Origin of the sequence: Hamadaea tsunoensis DSM 44101 (genome assembly GCF_000428945.1) — a bacterium.
In the GTDB taxonomy this organism is placed as follows: domain Bacteria; phylum Actinomycetota; class Actinomycetes; order Mycobacteriales; family Micromonosporaceae; genus Hamadaea; species Hamadaea tsunoensis.
In genome coordinates this window covers 189,128-203,780 of sequence record NZ_AUAX01000016.1, presented here as the reverse complement: position 1 = coordinate 203,780, position 14,653 = coordinate 189,128, and the positions used below count along the sequence as shown (strand labels likewise).

The following is a 14,653-nucleotide window of genomic DNA, read 5'->3' as shown; positions in this document are numbered from 1 at the left end:
ATCGAGGCGCGTTGCGGCCGGGGCGTCGGCGCGTTAGACGGATATGTCCTCGACTACCACGTCGCGCCACGCGGCGCCGCGGCCGCTGTATCCCCTGTTGCCCCCGGAGAGCGCGGTCGTCGTGCTCGCGCGCGAGCTGCTGCACCGGCACAGCGTGAGCGTCGGCGGGCTGTGCGGCGAGTGCGGGCTGGCGGTTCCCTGCCCGCCCGCACGGCACGCGCTGGAGGTATGCGAGCAGGTAGGGCACCATCCGGCGGCACAGCATCCGGCGGGACAGTATCCGGCGGGACAGCAGCCGGAGGAGCAGCAGCCGGTGGCGCAGGAGCGCTCGGTGCCGTCCCCGCTGCCGTCGTCGACGCCGCCGATCCTCGGCCTCGCCGAAGGTTTCTGACCCCGTGACCAGGCCGGATACCGACGCATAGGCCTGCCGCCCAGGGGTACCTGAGCAGAATGAACATCGCATTCCTTCGTCCGCTGTTCGAGCGTACGGGCGCGTGGGCGTCGGTCTATCCGGACGATGCCCGAGACGCGGCGAACGCCCGGCACGAGGTCGGGCCGCGCTGGCAGGAGGCGCGGCGGCAGCTCGCGGCGGCGGGCGCCCCGGCCGGGACGATCGACGCCGCGGCGACCCTGCTCGACGCGTCCGCCGACCAGCCCGGGGCGCACGGTCTGGCGGCGTTCGCGGCCGAGCGCGGCGCCACCGCCACGTACTGGATGCCCGAACCGTCCCCGGTCACCCTCGCCCGGTACGGTCCGTCGCCGTTCGTCCTCCCGCTGCTCCGCGGGCGCCGCAAGCAGGTCTCCTGGCTCCGTGTCGTCGTCGACAGGACAGGCACCACCATCGAGTACGCGTCCGCCGGCGCGATGCCGCGTCGTGACGACGTCCAGGGCGCCGGGCAGTACCCGGTCCGCGAGGTGGACCCGGCGGACTGGCCGCAGGCCCGCGTCCCCGACGAGACGGAACCGGCATGGCAGGGTGACGCCGCCGAGGCGGTGGCCCGGTACGCCGAGGCGATCGGCGCCGACGTGGTGGTCATCGCCGGTGACGTGACCGCACGGCGGCTCCTGCAGAACCGGCTGCCCGTACGCTGGCAGCTCGAATCCGTGCTCGCCGACCCAGATCCCGCCGACACCAGTCCCGCCGACACCGGTCTAGCCGACACCGGTTCCGCGGCCGGCCCGGCCCTCGACGGGGCGACCGCGCGGATCGTCGGGGAGATCGCCGACGCGCGGGACAACCGGGTTCTCGACCGATTTCACGAGACCGGGACCGTCTGGGCGGTACGCGGCCGGGAGGCCACCGAACTGGCCCTGCACCGGGCGCAGGTCGACACGCTCCTGCTGGCCGCGCACGCGCCCGACGATCAGGCGAACGACCCGGTCCGCAACGACCTCGTACGTGCGGCCGCCCTCACCCAGGCCGACGTGCTGTTCCTCGAAGACGACCGTCCGGAAGACCTCCGCGACGGGATCGGAGCCCTGCTCCGGTACGCCGACCCCGAGACGGCTCACTGAGCCGTACTGAGCTCCTGCCACATCTCGGCGATGGTGGTGTAGGTGCGGCCGGGATCGAGGCGGTCGAGTTGTTCGAGGACGTCGTCGGGCGCCCGCAGCCGCTCGGCGCCCGTCCGCAACCGCGCCGGACTGCCCGGCAGGCAGGTACGCGGCACGAACCGGCCGAGGCGGGACAGCCCGTCCTCGTCCTGGTCGAGGATGGCGGCGGGCTCCGGCTCGCCGTCGGCGGGCGGCTCGGGTGCCCGCCAATCCTCGGCCCGCGAGCCCGAGCCCGCGCCCTGCGTGTAGCCCTGGGTCTCGTGGGCCATCTCGTCGTCGAGGCGAGGTGAGTGCTTGCTGTTTCCACGGTCCATGAGCGTCGCGTACCCCGGTTCGGGCAGGTCAAACTCGGCGGCGCCGGGCCAGCAGGACGATCGCGGCGACGATTCCGGCGGCGAGGACGGCGTACGGCACGGGATTGCGGCGTACGCGTTCCCGCAGCGACCCCGCCGTCGCCGCCGCTTCGTACGCGACGTCCTCGGCCCGGTCGGCGATCACGGTGCCCGCTGCGGCCGCGGCCGCGGTGATCCCGGCGGCCTGCTCGGCGACCTTGTCACCGGCGTGGGTGGTCTTGTCACCGGCCTGGGTGCTCGCGGTGTGCAGCTTCGCCTTGACCACTTCGACGACGCTGTCGAGGGTCTCCGCGGCCTTCGCCTTGACGTCGTGCGCCTTCTCGGTGGCACGGGCCTTCACGTCGGCCTTGGCGGCCAGGGCGGCGACGGTGTCCGCGAGGGCCGCGCGGTCGAGCCGGACCTGTTCGGCCAGCTCGCCGACGCTCGGCTCGGGCACCGGCTCCGGCTTCACAGCGGGCTCCACAACGGGCTCCACAGCCTCCACAGCGGGCTCCAGAACCGGCTCCGGACCCGATTCCGCCGTCACCTGCGGCGGGGGAGCGGGAGCCGCGTGTTTCGCGGCCCTCCCGTTGGCGCTGCCGGTCTTCCCGCTGGCGCTGACGGTTGTTTCGCCGGCACTGGCGGGCTTTCCCTTGGTGCCGGCTTTCGCGCCGTTCGCCTTCGGCTTCGCGGCGGGCCGTGCTGCCTTCGGAGCGGGAGCCCGTCCCGCCGGTGAGCCCGCTGCCCGGTAGACGTCGTCCGTGGACACCGCCGGATCGGACACAGCCGGATCGGACACCGCCGGATCGGGCTCGGTCGTATCGGGGTCGGTCGGGTCCTGGGTCATCGCGCACCTCGTTCGCGTACGGCCGTCTCCACGGCGTCGATGTCGGCGTGAACGGATTCGATCGTCCGCTGCGGCGTGGCCGGTGTCGCCCGCCGGAAGTGCGCCCGGGCGATCAAGCCGAGCACGGCGGCCACGACGATGAGGAAGGCGAACACGATCAGTGCCGCCAGCCAGCCCGGCATCGCCTCGGCCAGGCCCAGCCCGGCCGCGACCAGGATCGCCCCCACACCGTAGAAGACCGCTATGGCGGCCCCGGCGACCAGCCCGGCCCCGAGCCCGGCGTCCCGTGCCTTCTGCGTGAGCTCCGCGCGGGCCAGCCGCAGCTCGTCGCGTACCAGGGTGCTGACCTGGCCGGAGGCTGTGCGGATGAGTTCGGCGGTGGATTCAGCCATGACGTACCCTCCCTGTGATCAGGGCTGTACCCGTTTCGGCCCGGATCATGCTACGCATGGCGGGTGACCCCACAGCAGTTCGTGGCGATCGTGCTCATGGTCGCCGTCCTGGGCGGAATGGCCGTGATCATCCTGCGCTGCCTCGCCGACCTCGCGCGGACGCCGGACGGCCGGCTGCGGCTGTTCACGCGTACGGGCTGGAAAATGATGATCGTTTTCGCGTTCCCGGTCGGCATCCCGCTCTACCTGCTGGCCGGTAAGGCGCCGTACTGATCTTCGCCGGCCCGCCTCCTCATCGGATCGCGGCCAGGAACTCCGTCGCGTCGAGCGAGACCGGGCGGTCGCTCACCTGACCGTCGCCGATCTCCACGACCCGCCAGGTGCCGTCCGCGCGGCGTACAAGATCTGCGGTGACGAACGGGAGCGCGAGCGCGGCGATCCGCGGCGCGAGCCAGCCGGTGTCGAGGTCTTCGGGCGGCAGGTCCGCCGGGGTGTCGGGATGGGCGCCGCACAGGACCTGGCGGCCGTCGCGCCACCAGGTGCGCACCTCGGCCGAGGCGAAGTTCTCGAAGGCGCGCAGGACGAAGCCGCCCGCGAACTCGTCCTCGCGCAGTGCGCGGAACCGGCTCGCCACCCGCCAGGCCGCCGCCTCGTCGCCGGTGTCCGGGATGTACATCGCCTCGTGCCAATGGTGCTTCATGGACTTGCTGTAGTCGCGCAGGACCGCCGCGCCCGGCCCGAGTCGCGCCCGGGCGGCGTCGAACTCGTCGCGCCCGTCACCCCGCGTCCACGCGCTCGCCGGGGTGACGTCCGTGAGCGCGGCGTACCAGCCCGGCAGTTCGTGCGCGCGGCGGTAATCGGCCGCCGTCGTCCGCAGCCGGGCATCGCGTTGTTCCAGCGCCGCGGCGAACTGCGCGTACCGGTCGGCGCTGAGCATCCAGCCGCGATAGACCGCCTCGCCCGCGGGCACGCCGCGTACCGCCTGGTCCGCGTCGCCCCGTGCGAGCGCGTCGTGGTCCACCAGCGCGACAGTCTCACCCAGATCGCGTGCGGCCGCGGCCTCCGCGGCGAAATGCTCGTCGGGGCGCCGCGGGCGCAGCGGGTCACTCGGAAAGATCATCATTCGCCTGTACGCCTTTCCCCGTAGCCGATCCCAGCAGCCGATCATCCGGTCAGCGAAGTCGCAGCCTAACCGGTACCGTGCCGCGCATGATTCCGGACGCTCCCCGTCGCCCCCGCGCGCACCCCCTTGATCTTCTCGGCCGTTTCCTGACCAGGTTGACCAGTCGTCGCGTACCGGCGGCGGAGGCGGGCTGGCTGACCGGACCTGCCGCCGGGCGCTACTTCGTGGGCCACGGCTGGGTCGAGGAGTACGCGCGGGAGATCGGCGGAACCGTCTCCACCGGACCGGAGCACGGGCTGCTGGTGAGCATGAAGGATCTGGCCGGGACGGATTTCGACCCGAACCTGGTCGACCCGCGGATCGCCGACTTCTACGAGCACGCCGGGGCGTGGCGGCTGGATCTATGGAGCGAGTGGTCGGCCTTCGCGTGGCCGTTCGGGCGGCTGATCTCCGGCCTGCTGAGCAACCGGCTGCAGCAGTTGAGCCTGCCGATGCGGCCGTTGGACGTCTCGTTCGGCATGGACAGCGCGGTCGTGCACGTGCACGACGAGGCCGGTGCCGTGGTGGGGGCCGCGTGGCTGCGTACCATGCGCAAGACCGGGCGGACCACCTACAGCGGCCTGTACGGGACGCGTACCGTGCCGCGGCGCGACCAGCCGAGCGTCCGGGTCGCCTTCCCGCTGCCGCTCGGCTCGCTGCAGGTGTTCCTGCGCCCGTCCAACGCCGATGACGGCGGGCTGCACCTGCATTCGCCGCTCGGCCGGTTCGGCGGGGACGGGGCGTACCTGGTGCTGCGCGGCGGGGACGGCACGGTCCGGGCCCGGCGGATCCCGATCGCCGAGCATTTCCACCTGTACGTCGACGCGGACGGCGACGTGCGTACCGATCACGATCTGCGGCTGTGGCGCATTCCCGTGGTACGCCTGCACTACCGCCTGCGGCGGTCCTGATCGGACGGCGGACGGCACCGGAGTCGGCCGCCACCCGGACGCGCCCGGCGGCAGCCGATTCCGGTGTGCCGCCGCGGCATCCGGTACGGTCGCCGGGTGTCCCCGGTTTCCCGCAAGCGCAAGCCGAAGAAGCAGCGCCGTACGCGTCGCCCGGCCGGTCCGCGTACCTGGCCGTGGTGGTCCGACGCGACCGCCGCCGTCCTCGCCGGCATGGATGAGCTGCTCGCGGCGCAGACGCCCGGGCAGCTGGAGCAGGCGACGGCCGAACTGCTCGGCGGCGTCCTGTATGCCGAGGTCCAGCGGCAGAACGAGGGATTCCAGCTCGACAACTGGCTGGCGACGGTGATCGAGGCGGCGGCCGGGGTGCCGTCGTCCGCGGCCGCGCGGCTGCTGTGCGGTATCACGGCCATCGCCGCGAACGAGGTGGCCGGCAACGCCCTCGACCGTCTCGGCGACCTGACGAACGAGGGGTACGCCGAACCGCGCTGGATCCTGCAGACCATCCTGATCCGTCCGACCGGGACCGCCCAGGTGCTGCGGGACGCGTACGGCACGCGCTTCGGCGTCATCCTGGACTGCGCGTACATGGACCGGTCCGGGACCGGTGAGGTCTACGTGATCGACGTGGACGCCTGCTCGGGAGGGATGGCCGTGGTCGGCGGGCGGGTCTGCCGGGACGCCGAGGAGGCGGCGGCGGTCTGGCGTGACCTCGCCGGATCCGCGGCGGCCGGGGCGGCCCGGCCGGAGCCGGCGGACCTGGCGGTGCTCGCGGACCTGCTGCGCGCGCACACCGAGTTCGGCATCATGGGCGACGAGCCGCGGGCGATGATGGACGAGTACTTCCGCGCCCGCCGCCGCATCCAGGACTTCTGGATGGCGGCGAGCCCGGCCGAGGTGCCGGTCAGCCGGTGGGAAAGGGAGCTGTCCGAGAGTGTCGACGCCGAGCCGTTCCTGGCCGGCTTCGCGCAGTGGTGCGCCGACCGTGACGACCCCGCCGCCGGGGAGCCGCTGCTGCGCGACGTCGTCGACGCGTGGCTGGAAGGCAGCCTGGAGTACGCGCGCCTGGCCTGCTCGCCGCATCGCGTCCGGCTCTTGCAGGACCTCATCGCGGTGGAGTGGCCGGCCGACGAGCTACCGGCGGTCGCGCGGATCCTGCCCAGCTGGGTGCGGTGGTGCGCGGAGCGCACGGGCATCGGGCCGGATCTGGCCGCGCGGTCGGTGGCGGCGGCCGAACGCGACTCGTCGTCGTGGAATGCCGTGGTCGGCGGCGACTCGTGGTTCGTCGGCGCGGAGTGACGATCAGTACCGAGGATTACTGAACAGCGGAGTACTGCTCAGCGGATGCCGCTGATCGTTCCGACCGTGCGGTGCGTGTCCACCGCGAGCCGCCGGATCGGTCCCGGCAGCCCGGCCCGCTCGTCCTCATGGAACTGTCGCGCCGGCCGCCCGGCCCAGCGCAGCAGGTCGCGGTCGAGCCCGGTGGCCCAGGCCAGCGCCGCCACGATCACGTCGGTGCCGGCCAGCCACCGCTGACCACGCAGTCCCTGCCGCAGCCGGGCGCCGGTGGCGGAGGCCGGCCGGCCGAGCAGGCGGGCGGGCAGCCACGGTGCGGGCGGCTCGCCGGCGGTCAGGCGCCGGGGCACCGCCAGCGCGGCGGGTCCGGCCAACCGCGGCAGCCACGCCGAGACCGGGTGGCGCGGCTCGCCGTCGATCAGGTCGTACGCCGACCGGGCGACCGTCTCTTCCGGACGCCGGCCGCCGACCGGCACGACCGGCCCGGCGGTGAGGTCGATGCGCTGCTCGACGAGCAGTTCGGCGAGGACGGCGGCGGCCAGCCCGAGTTCGAGTGTCCGGGTCGAGGGCAGCGGCCGGCCGGCGGAATCGTGTGCCAGCAACCAGAACTCGTCGGCGATCCGGTGGGCCGGGCAGGTGGTGGGGCGGGCGGCGTACGCGAGATCGGGGCCGGGCATGCGCACCTTCCCATGGGGTATCGGAGGGTCGCGACCACTGCGGGGGCGCCGGGGTACGCGGCCCGCGTGGGGAACCACCACACTCTAGCGGCGAATGCGGTTTCGTTGAATGTGGTCTATGAGTAAATGTGTGACGTGAATGCGTCGAACGAGTAGTGCGGATCGTCCACATAGCGGAGTCGTCCCGGAGATGATCTCCGAAGAAAAATGGCATGCGGAGGACTGGCGCGAACGAGGCGAGTGTGGTGTTCTTAATACAACGGCTCGGCGTCCTTCCCCCGTGGGATGCCGAGCCTTACTCATGCAACTACTCAAGCTCATGCAGCTACTCCAACCGTGCTGCTACTGAGGTTTCTGGATCGACCGTGCCGGCCGGCCGGCTCGGGTCACCCCGCCGATGCGTTGCCGCGCTTGTGATCGCGCAGCCACTCCACCGCCTCGTCGGCCGGCATGGGCCGGGCGTAGAGATACCCCTGGCCGTACGGGCAGCCGGCGGCGATGAGCACGTCGCGCGCCGCCTCCGTTTCGATGCCCTCGGCGATCTGGTCGATGCCGAGCCCGCGCAGGGTCGCGCTGACTCCCTCGATCAACGTCCGCGTCCGCTCGTCGACACCGCGCAGCATCGACCGGTCGATCTTCACGATGCCGACACTCGGCTGGCGCAGATAGCTCAGGGACGCGTATCCCGTGCCGTAGTCGTCGACGGCGATGCGAATGCCCTGCCGGTGCAGTTCGTTGAGGTAGTCCCAGGACCGCTGGTCGTCGTTCTCGATCACGACGTTCTCCGTGATCTCCAGGACGAGCAGCCGCGGATCGGCGCCGCTGACCGCCAGCCGGCGGCGCACGGCCGCGAGGAAGTCGGGCTGGCGCAACTGCCGGGCCGACACGTTCACGCTGACGTAGCAGCCGTCGGCGTGGACGTCGAGCCCGGGCAGCTGGAAGCGGGGCAGGTCGGCCAGGGCCCGGCCGAGGATCCACTCGCCGAGGTACCCGATCAGGCCGGTGCTCTCGGCCGCCGCGACGATCTGCGGCGGCGTCATCGGTTCGCCGTCGCCGTCGTCGTCGTGCAGCCGCAGCAGCGCCTCCAGTCCGACCGGCTCACCCGACTCCAGCTCCACGATCGGCTGGTAGAACAAGGTCAGCGCGCCGGACTCCATGGCCGCCTGCAACCGGCGCCCGGTCGCGGCGTGCTTGCGGCTCGGCGTGTCCATCTCCCTGTCGTACTGCCGCCACCGGCCCTTGCCGCTCGACTTGGCCGCGTACAGGGCGATGTCGGCCTCCCGGACGAGATCCTCGGCGCGCCCCCGCCGCGACGCGTACGCCAGACCGATGCTCGCGTGCCCGTCGATGACGGTTCCGTCGGTGACCACCGGCCGGGCCAGCAGATCGGCGAGGTGCTGCGCGACGCGGCGGGCGGTCGCGACGTCGCCGACCTCGCCGAGGATGACCGCGAACTCGTCGCCGCCGATGCGTGCGGCGAGATCGGCCGGGCCGACGCAGGTCTCGATGCGGTGCGCGACGGCGATCAGCAGCTGGTCCCCGACGGTGTGCCCGTACGTGTCGTTGACCAGCTTGAAGTCGTCGATGTCGATGAAAAGGACGGCCGTGCCGGGGGTCCGCACGGCCTCGTCGAGGGCCTCCTGGAACAGCTGCGGGTTGCCGAGCCCGGTGACGACGTCGTGGCTGGCCCGGTGGGCGAGGTCGCGCCGCAGGTCGCGCTCGGCGGTGACGTCGCGCAGCGTGGTGACCACCCCGCCGACGGTCGGGTCGCCCCGCAGGTCCCGGCGGTGGACCAGGACCGTGATCGTCCCACCCGGACGGTCGATCTCGCCCTCCTCGGCGCTGACGACGTCCGGCCAGCCCGCCTGCTCGGCCCGCGGTTCCACCGATGTCACCAGGTCGTCGAAGTCCGCACCGAGCACGTCCAGGCCGAACAGGGCGTGCGCCGACGGAGTCGCGTACGTGACCATGCCCTGCTTGCTGATCAGGATCACGTCCGCGCTGGTCAGCACCAGCGTCCGGAAGTAGCGCTCGCGCTCCTTGGCGGCCAGCTCCGCGACCGCGGACACCCGCACGAACGCCGACGCGGTCTGATCGGCCAGCGCGCGCAGCGTCGGCATCAGCTCGCCCAGCGTCGCCTGCGGCCCGGTGAACACGATCGTCCCGATGTCCGTCGGCGGCTCGCCCTCGCGCAGGTCCATCGGCAGCCCGCCGGCCGGCGGCTCGCCCGGCCGCTCACCCGGTGGCAGGATCAGGACGCCGGTCGGCTCGTCGGGAACCAGGTCGTGCAGGGCCGCCGTCACCCCGGCCACCACCGCTGTCCGGTCGGGCGCCAGCATCAGCGCCCGCGAGGCCGTCCGCAGCGACTTCTCCCGGGCGGCCTTCTGCTGGTACGCGGCCGTCGACAACGCGATCCGCACCACGATCAGCAGCCCGATCGAGGCGGCGGTGAGCCCGATCGCGACGCCGATGCGTACCGGGCCGGAGGTGGCCGCCACGAGCAGCGCGGTCGGCGCGACCAGCAGCCCGACCGCGACCATCGCCAGCCGGCCGCCGCCCAGCTGGTTGCGCGCGTACGCGGGGGAGGTGACGAGCCGCATCGACGGCATCAGGGCGGCCATCCCGCTCAGCCCGAAGAACAGCAGGAAGCCGAGATCGGCCAGCACGCCCGGTTGCGGGAGTCCCTCGAGGACGCGGACGCCGTACAGGTAATCCGAGACCAGGAACGCCGCCAGCGCCGCCCCCAGTACGCGCAGCGCGGCGTTGGCCCGCCAGGCGGCCGCCACGAGCACGGCGCTGGCCAGCACGGCGGCGTACCCGACGTTGCTGGCGATCGCCGTGATCTTGGCCAGCCCGGTCATGTGCATGTCGATCACGGCGGGGCGGACCAGCGTGATCCAGACGAGCAGGGTGGCCGCCAGCCCGACCGCGATCGTGTCGAGCGCCAGCAGCCAGTCCCTGGCCGGTGCGCGCGGCCGCCCGAGCAGGATCAGCCCCAACGCCAGCGGCATGTACGCCGACACGAAGAACACGTCCGGCAACTCCGGGTACGCGATGTCCCGGTTCGGCCAGGCGCGCAGGACGGCGTACGAGAACTCCCCGGCGGTCATGAGCAGGACGGCGACGGCGAGCAGGGCCCACGCGGACGAGCGGTCGGTGCGGTAGGTCCGCAGCCCGGCGAAGATCGCGGCAGCGCCGCCCAGGCCGACCGTGACCAGCACGAAGGGCCGTGCTCCGGCAATGGTGTAGTACGCGATGATCAGCAGGACCATCACGGCCGGGTAGAGGACCTTCACGGTACGGGTGGCTATCACCCGACGCTAGCGGCAAGATCGCGCTCAGTCCGGTGGAATCCCCCGAATCATGACCGGCGATACAGACTGCCCCCGCCCCGCCCGCCCCGCCCGCCCCGCTCCGCCCGCCCTCCTTCGACGATCTTGCGCGAATGTTCGGGAATTCCGGGTATTTCAGGCACGAAACGAGACATTCGCGCAAGATCGTCGGAACCACCGGGCACGCGGCGGGCGGGGGATGGGGGGTGGGAGGGGGTTACGGGGCGGCGGGGACGCCGAGGGTGAGATAGGCGAAGCCCATCACGCCGCGGTGTCCACGCAGCCAGATCGAGCGCTGGGCGTCGAGCTTGTCGCGCAGGCCGGCGGTCGCGGTGTGATCCGGATGGTCGAGGATCCATTCCTCCGTGTCGGCCGCCAGCCCCGACTCGAACTCCGCCCACTCGTCCGCGGTCGCCGTGGCGATCCGGAGCGGCCGGAATCCGGCGGCCACCGCCGCGTCGACCAGATCGGCCAGGTATAGGCAGGAGTCGGCGGCGATGCCCGGCCACATCCGGCCGAGTTCGTCCGCCGTCGGCGGCCGCTCCCAGAACTCCGCCCCGAACAACAGCCGGCCGCCGGACGTGACTAGTTTCCGCAACTCGGCCAGCGCGGCCGGGATCGTGCCGAAGGCCTGGTACGCGCCCACGCTCACCACCAGGTCCGCGGCCTGCGTGTGCGCTGTCGCCGCGCCGGCCAGGAAGGCCACCCGATCGGACAGGCCGCGTAGCTCCGCGGAGGCCCGGCCCCGGTCCAGGTCCGGTTCGTGGGTATCGACGGCCACCCCGCGCGCCTCCGGAAGCGCGGCGAGCAACCGCAGCAGCAGCTCACCCCAGCCCGAGCCGAGGTCGATGATGGTGGCCGGCCGGCGGGCGGACAACCCGGCCACCAGGCCGGCCGCTCGGGCCGCCGACAGCGGCGCCATGAACTGCAGCTGAGCGCCCGTACCGAGCGCGGGGGGTTCGATCATCGGGTGAGGCTAGTCGCCCCGATACGTCGATCGCCATTGATTTGCCGGCGACCGCGCGCGGTGGCGGTGGGTCATGGCCGGCATTTCCCTGGTGGCGCCGCTTGCCCCGTGACCTAGGAGGATGCCGCCCGCGGACCGTCGGATCCGCGGGCGGCGAACCGTCCCGCCTACGCGTCGCGTATGGACAGTGTCACGGCGCCCAGGAGCATCGCGGCCAGCGCCCACCAGGCGAGCGTCCCCAGGCCGCCCGATGCCGGCGCGAGATGCTGGATGTGGCGTTTCCAGGCCGGATCGGTGATCGCAGGCAGGAGCAGCGGCGGCAGGTACAGCAGGCCGAGCATGAGGCCGATCGAGGCCCCTGTCTCGCGGACGACCGTGCTCGCCCCGAGCGCCAGCAGCGCCATGAGGCACAGGTAGAGCACGGAGCGCAGCGCCGCCGCCGTGACCGGCGCGTGCGCGACGAGTAGCGAGGTTCCGATGGCGAGTGCCCCCGTGACGGCCACCGTCGAGGTCAGCAGCGCAGCCTTCGCCGCGAGCAGTGCGGTCCGGCGGGGTGTGGCGGCCAGGCTGACGCGGATCATGCCGGTCGCGTACTCGCCGCTGATCAGCAGGACGGCCAGGATGACGACCACCGCCTGGCCCAGCTGCACGCCGGTCAGCGCGGTCTTGACCCGGTCACCGCCGGAGACCGTGGCCGCGGCCAGGGCGCCGACTCCGGTCGTCGAGGCGATGACCGCGAGCAGGAGCCACGGCGTACCCGGCGAGGTGGACAGCTTGCGCCACTCCGAGCGCAGTACGGCGGTCATGCGTCCCTCCGTCGCAACAGGACGCCCGCGATCGCGAGGACGAGCGCCGTCCATCCACACAGGACCAGGAAGCCGCCGAGCGGTGACAGCGGGAAGTACCCGCCGACCGGCGTGTAGAGGTTGCTGACCTGGGCGTACTCCGGCGTGCTCTGCTGGACGGCGAGCGCCGCCGCCGGCGTGATCCGCAGCATCCACTGCGCCGCCGTGTCCGGCAGCACGGTCATGGCCAGCAGGTAGGGCAGTACGATCGCGACGATCGCCGTGGTCACGGCCGCGGCACTGCGCCGGATGACCGCCCCCAGGCCGAGCGCGAGCACCGCCGCCACCGCCAGCACCGCCGCGGTTCCGACGATCACCTGCAATCTGACCGCCAGCGAGGCCGAGTGCACGTAGACGCCGCTGCTTTCGAGCATGCGCTGGCCGAGCGTCACGACCGTCGCGGCGGCCACCAGGCCCACGGCGAAGACCACGCCGCCGATCACCACGGCCTTCGCGGCGAGGATCCGGCCGCGCCGTGGTTGGGCGGACATCGTCGTACGCATGATGCCGCGCCGGTATTCGGCGGTGACGAACATCGTCGCGACCACGACGACGAGGATGAGGCCGGCGAACGTGCCCGCCAGCGTCTGCGTGATCGTGACGCCGAGCCCGGCCGGGCCGGCCACCGCCGGCGCGATGTCGCCGGAGCCGGTGACGGTGATCCGATCGCCGTCCTGTGTGGACGTTCCGGCCCGGTCGCCGCCGCCGCCGATCTGGTCGCCCCGCCATCCGGATGCGCTCGTTCCGGTCAGCGTGACCTGCTCGTACGCGCCTGTCGCCGAGGTCGGGCCGCCGCTCGCGCCGTGCAGGCCCAGAGCACCCGCCACCGCCTCGGTGTACTGCGGTGACGTCGCGAACACCCCGATCTCCGCCGTGGCGGGCAGGTTGCTCGGCGTGACGCCGGCGACCTTCGTCCACGTGGTCCCGTCGGCGGACACCTCGCCGGTGACCGTGCCGCCGGCACGCGTCAGCCGCAGCCACCGCGGCCCGCCGCCCGCCGGTCCGGCGATGTCGTTCGTGAAGTCGTACTGCATGCGTACGCCGTGGGTGCCGGTCAGCATCAGCGCCGCGTACGACGAGCCGGAGCGGGTGCCGTCCTTGATCAGGATGCCGGTCTTCGCCCAGGGTACGAGGCCGGGCCGGCCCCCGTCACCGTCGGCGTGCTGGGGTCCGCCGCCGGTGGGATCGGGCTGCTGGTCCGGGGCCGAGGGCAGGATGCCGGTGAGCGCGTCGAGGCGTACGGTCAGCGACCCGTCGCCGGTCAGCGGCTTGTGGACGAAGTAGAGGACGTCGGTGACCTCAGTGCCGTCCGGTCCGACGGGCAGCCGGCAGGTGGCGTCGCAGGTGCCCTGCATGCCCGGCAGGACGCCGAGCCCGATGATCGCGGCCGCGGCGGCCAGGAGGGCGACCACCCAGCCGCGTACGGTGCGCAGCTTGGTCCATTCGGCGCGCAGCGTACGCATCACGCCACCTCGCCCGAATGCGCCCGGTAGTCGACCGCGTCGCGGGTGAGTTCCAGGTAGGCGGCTTCCAGCGAGCGGACCGAGCCGTCGGGCGTACGCCGCAGGTCGGCGACGGGAGCCTCGGCGATGGCGCGCCCCCGGCCGACGATGACGACCCGGTCGGCGATGTCCTGCAGTTCGTTCATGAGGTGGCTCGACACGAGGACGGCCCGGCCCTGGCCGGCGAGCGTCCGCAGGAACCCGCGCATCCAGATGATGCCCTCCGGGTCCATGCCGTTGAACGGTTCGTCGAGCAGCAGCGCGGCCGGGTCCCCGAGCAGGGCCGCCGCGATCCCGAGGCGCTGGCGCATGCCGAGGGAGAATCCGCCCGCCCGGCGCCGGGCGGCGGAACCCAGCCCGGACAGCTCGATCACCTCGTCGACGCGGCGGGCGGGAAGGCCCTGCGAATCCGCGAGCCACCGCAGATGGTTGCGGGCCGTCCGGCTCGGCTGCAGCGCCGAGGCGTCCAGCAGCGACCCGACCCGGGTCAGCGGCCGGCGCAGGGAGCGGTACGCTTGGCCGTCGATGAGAGCGGTGCCCTCCTCGGCCCGGTCCAGGCCGAGGATGACGCGCATGGTCGTGGACTTGCCGGCGCCGTTGGGGCCGATGAACCCGGTCACCTGCCCGGCGGCGACGCCGAAGCTCATGCCGTCCAGGGCGAGGGTGCGGCCGAACCGCTTGCGCAGCCCGTTGACGACGATCATGGGGAGTTCCCTTCTGTGTGCGGTCTGGTCGGTGGTGTCTGGGTCTGGTCTACGCATCGGCCGGTGTCAGCCCGGTGTCGGCGGCTGTCACCGCTCTGTCACCGGGGATCTGGCATCGTGGCTGGCATGGTGGAC

15 protein-coding genes are annotated in these 14,653 nt (G+C 72.7%); 5 read left to right on the top strand and 10 right to left on the bottom strand.

The genetic code is table 11. From position 1 onward, the window contains the following. Nucleotides 1-97 precede the first annotated feature (97 nt). Together G401_RS0122855 and G401_RS0122850 are read left to right on the top strand one after the other, a co-directional pair. Complete coding sequence (locus tag G401_RS0122855; RefSeq protein WP_157546155.1) at nucleotides 98-391, top strand: hypothetical protein; 294 nt, start codon at nucleotides 98-100, stop codon at nucleotides 389-391. Between the two features lie 59 nt (nucleotides 392-450). After that, complete coding sequence (locus G401_RS0122850; RefSeq protein WP_027344335.1) at nucleotides 451-1,515, top strand: baeRF2 domain-containing protein; 1,065 nt, start codon at nucleotides 451-453, stop codon at nucleotides 1,513-1,515. Here G401_RS0122850 and G401_RS0122845 read toward each other — a convergent pair. Genes G401_RS0122845 through G401_RS47640 form a run of 3 tightly spaced genes read right to left on the bottom strand, consistent with a single transcriptional unit; the run spans nucleotide 1,509 to nucleotide 3,125 of the window. Further along, entirely contained in the window at nucleotides 1,509-1,868 is a 360-nt protein-coding gene (locus tag G401_RS0122845; RefSeq protein ID WP_027344334.1) for a DUF2795 domain-containing protein, read from the bottom strand. The genes G401_RS0122850 and G401_RS0122845 overlap by 7 nt on opposite strands. Nucleotides 1,869-1,896: 28 nt before the next feature. Next, on the bottom strand, nucleotides 1,897-2,733 hold the full coding sequence (locus G401_RS57155; protein WP_051367000.1) for a DUF3618 domain-containing protein: 837 nt from the start codon (nucleotides 2,731-2,733) through the stop codon (nucleotides 1,897-1,899). Next, complete coding sequence (locus tag G401_RS47640; RefSeq protein WP_034592686.1) at nucleotides 2,730-3,125, bottom strand: phage holin family protein; 396 nt, start codon at nucleotides 3,123-3,125, stop codon at nucleotides 2,730-2,732. The genes G401_RS57155 and G401_RS47640 overlap by 4 nt, the downstream gene beginning before the upstream one ends. A 63-nt stretch (nucleotides 3,126-3,188) precedes the next feature. Between G401_RS47640 and G401_RS0122830 the strand changes: the two genes are divergently transcribed. Then, a complete protein-coding gene (locus G401_RS0122830; RefSeq protein ID WP_027344333.1) occupies nucleotides 3,189-3,398 on the top strand; it encodes a hypothetical protein in 210 nt (69 codons plus the stop codon). 19 nt (nucleotides 3,399-3,417) lie between these two features. Here G401_RS0122830 and G401_RS0122825 read toward each other — a convergent pair whose 3' ends face one another. Further along, nucleotides 3,418-4,245, bottom strand: coding sequence for an ATP-grasp domain-containing protein (locus G401_RS0122825; RefSeq protein ID WP_211240809.1), 828 nt, complete (start codon nucleotides 4,243-4,245; stop codon nucleotides 3,418-3,420). Nucleotides 4,246-4,403: 158 nt separating this feature from the next. Between G401_RS0122825 and G401_RS47635 the strand changes: the two genes are divergently transcribed. Continuing rightward, nucleotides 4,404-5,198, top strand: coding sequence for a hypothetical protein (locus tag G401_RS47635; RefSeq protein WP_157546152.1), 795 nt, complete (start codon nucleotides 4,404-4,406; stop codon nucleotides 5,196-5,198). 96 nt (nucleotides 5,199-5,294) lie between these two features. Continuing rightward, nucleotides 5,295-6,494 carry a hypothetical protein gene (locus G401_RS0122815; protein ID WP_157546149.1) on the top strand — a complete coding sequence of 400 codons (1,200 nt, stop codon included), beginning with the start codon at nucleotides 5,295-5,297 and terminating at the stop codon, nucleotides 6,492-6,494. Nucleotides 6,495-6,532: 38 nt separating this feature from the next. On the opposite strand, the gene G401_RS0122810 is transcribed toward G401_RS0122815, so the two are convergent. From G401_RS0122810 to G401_RS0122785, 6 genes are all read right to left on the bottom strand, one after another. Beyond that, on the bottom strand, nucleotides 6,533-7,168 hold the full coding sequence (locus tag G401_RS0122810) for a GPP34 family phosphoprotein (RefSeq protein WP_027344330.1): 636 nt from the start codon (nucleotides 7,166-7,168) through the stop codon (nucleotides 6,533-6,535). Between the two features lie 386 nt (nucleotides 7,169-7,554). Then, nucleotides 7,555-10,482: a putative bifunctional diguanylate cyclase/phosphodiesterase gene (locus tag G401_RS58380; RefSeq protein ID WP_157546146.1), complete on the bottom strand. Its 2,928-nt coding sequence runs from the start codon at nucleotides 10,480-10,482 to the stop codon at nucleotides 7,555-7,557. A gap of 235 nt (nucleotides 10,483-10,717) precedes the next feature. Next, nucleotides 10,718-11,467 carry an SAM-dependent methyltransferase gene (locus tag G401_RS0122800; RefSeq protein ID WP_034592683.1) on the bottom strand — a complete coding sequence of 250 codons (750 nt, stop codon included), beginning with the start codon at nucleotides 11,465-11,467 and terminating at the stop codon, nucleotides 10,718-10,720. Between the two features lie 167 nt (nucleotides 11,468-11,634). Beyond that, nucleotides 11,635-12,273 (bottom strand): hypothetical protein, encoded by a 639-nt coding sequence (locus G401_RS0122795; RefSeq protein WP_027344327.1) that lies wholly within the window; start codon nucleotides 12,271-12,273, stop codon nucleotides 11,635-11,637. After that, nucleotides 12,270-13,775, bottom strand: a complete 1,506-nt coding sequence (locus G401_RS0122790) for an ABC transporter permease subunit (RefSeq protein WP_034592681.1) — start codon at nucleotides 13,773-13,775, stop codon at nucleotides 12,270-12,272. Before G401_RS0122790 ends, G401_RS0122795 begins: the two co-directional genes overlap by 4 nt. Further along, nucleotides 13,775-14,518 carry an ABC transporter ATP-binding protein gene (locus G401_RS0122785; protein WP_027344325.1) on the bottom strand — a complete coding sequence of 248 codons (744 nt, stop codon included), beginning with the start codon at nucleotides 14,516-14,518 and terminating at the stop codon, nucleotides 13,775-13,777. The genes G401_RS0122790 and G401_RS0122785 overlap by 1 nt, the downstream gene beginning before the upstream one ends. Between the last annotated feature and the right edge of the window lie 135 nt (nucleotides 14,519-14,653).

What these genes read in the sequence shown, in the direction of transcription:
- G401_RS0122850 (WP_027344335.1), top strand. Translation starts at nt 451, where the DNA reads ATGAACATCGCATTCCTTCGTCCGCTGTTCGAGCGTACGGGCGCGTGG.
- G401_RS0122845 (WP_027344334.1), bottom strand. Translation starts at nt 1,868, where the DNA reads ATGGACCGTGGAAACAGCAAGCACTCACCTCGCCTCGACGACGAGATG.
- G401_RS57155 (WP_051367000.1), bottom strand. Translation starts at nt 2,733, where the DNA reads ATGACCCAGGACCCGACCGACCCCGATACGACCGAGCCCGATCCGGCG.
- G401_RS47640 (WP_034592686.1), bottom strand. Translation starts at nt 3,125, where the DNA reads ATGGCTGAATCCACCGCCGAACTCATCCGCACAGCCTCCGGCCAGGTC.
- G401_RS0122825 (WP_211240809.1), bottom strand. Translation starts at nt 4,245, where the DNA reads ATGATCTTTCCGAGTGACCCGCTGCGCCCGCGGCGCCCCGACGAGCAT.
- G401_RS0122810 (WP_027344330.1), bottom strand. Translation starts at nt 7,168, where the DNA reads ATGCCCGGCCCCGATCTCGCGTACGCCGCCCGCCCCACCACCTGCCCG.
- G401_RS0122800 (WP_034592683.1), bottom strand. Translation starts at nt 11,467, where the DNA reads ATGATCGAACCCCCCGCGCTCGGTACGGGCGCTCAGCTGCAGTTCATG.
- G401_RS0122795 (WP_027344327.1), bottom strand. Translation starts at nt 12,273, where the DNA reads ATGACCGCCGTACTGCGCTCGGAGTGGCGCAAGCTGTCCACCTCGCCG.
- G401_RS0122790 (WP_034592681.1), bottom strand. Translation starts at nt 13,775, where the DNA reads ATGCGTACGCTGCGCGCCGAATGGACCAAGCTGCGCACCGTACGCGGC.
- G401_RS0122785 (WP_027344325.1), bottom strand. Translation starts at nt 14,518, where the DNA reads ATGATCGTCGTCAACGGGCTGCGCAAGCGGTTCGGCCGCACCCTCGCC.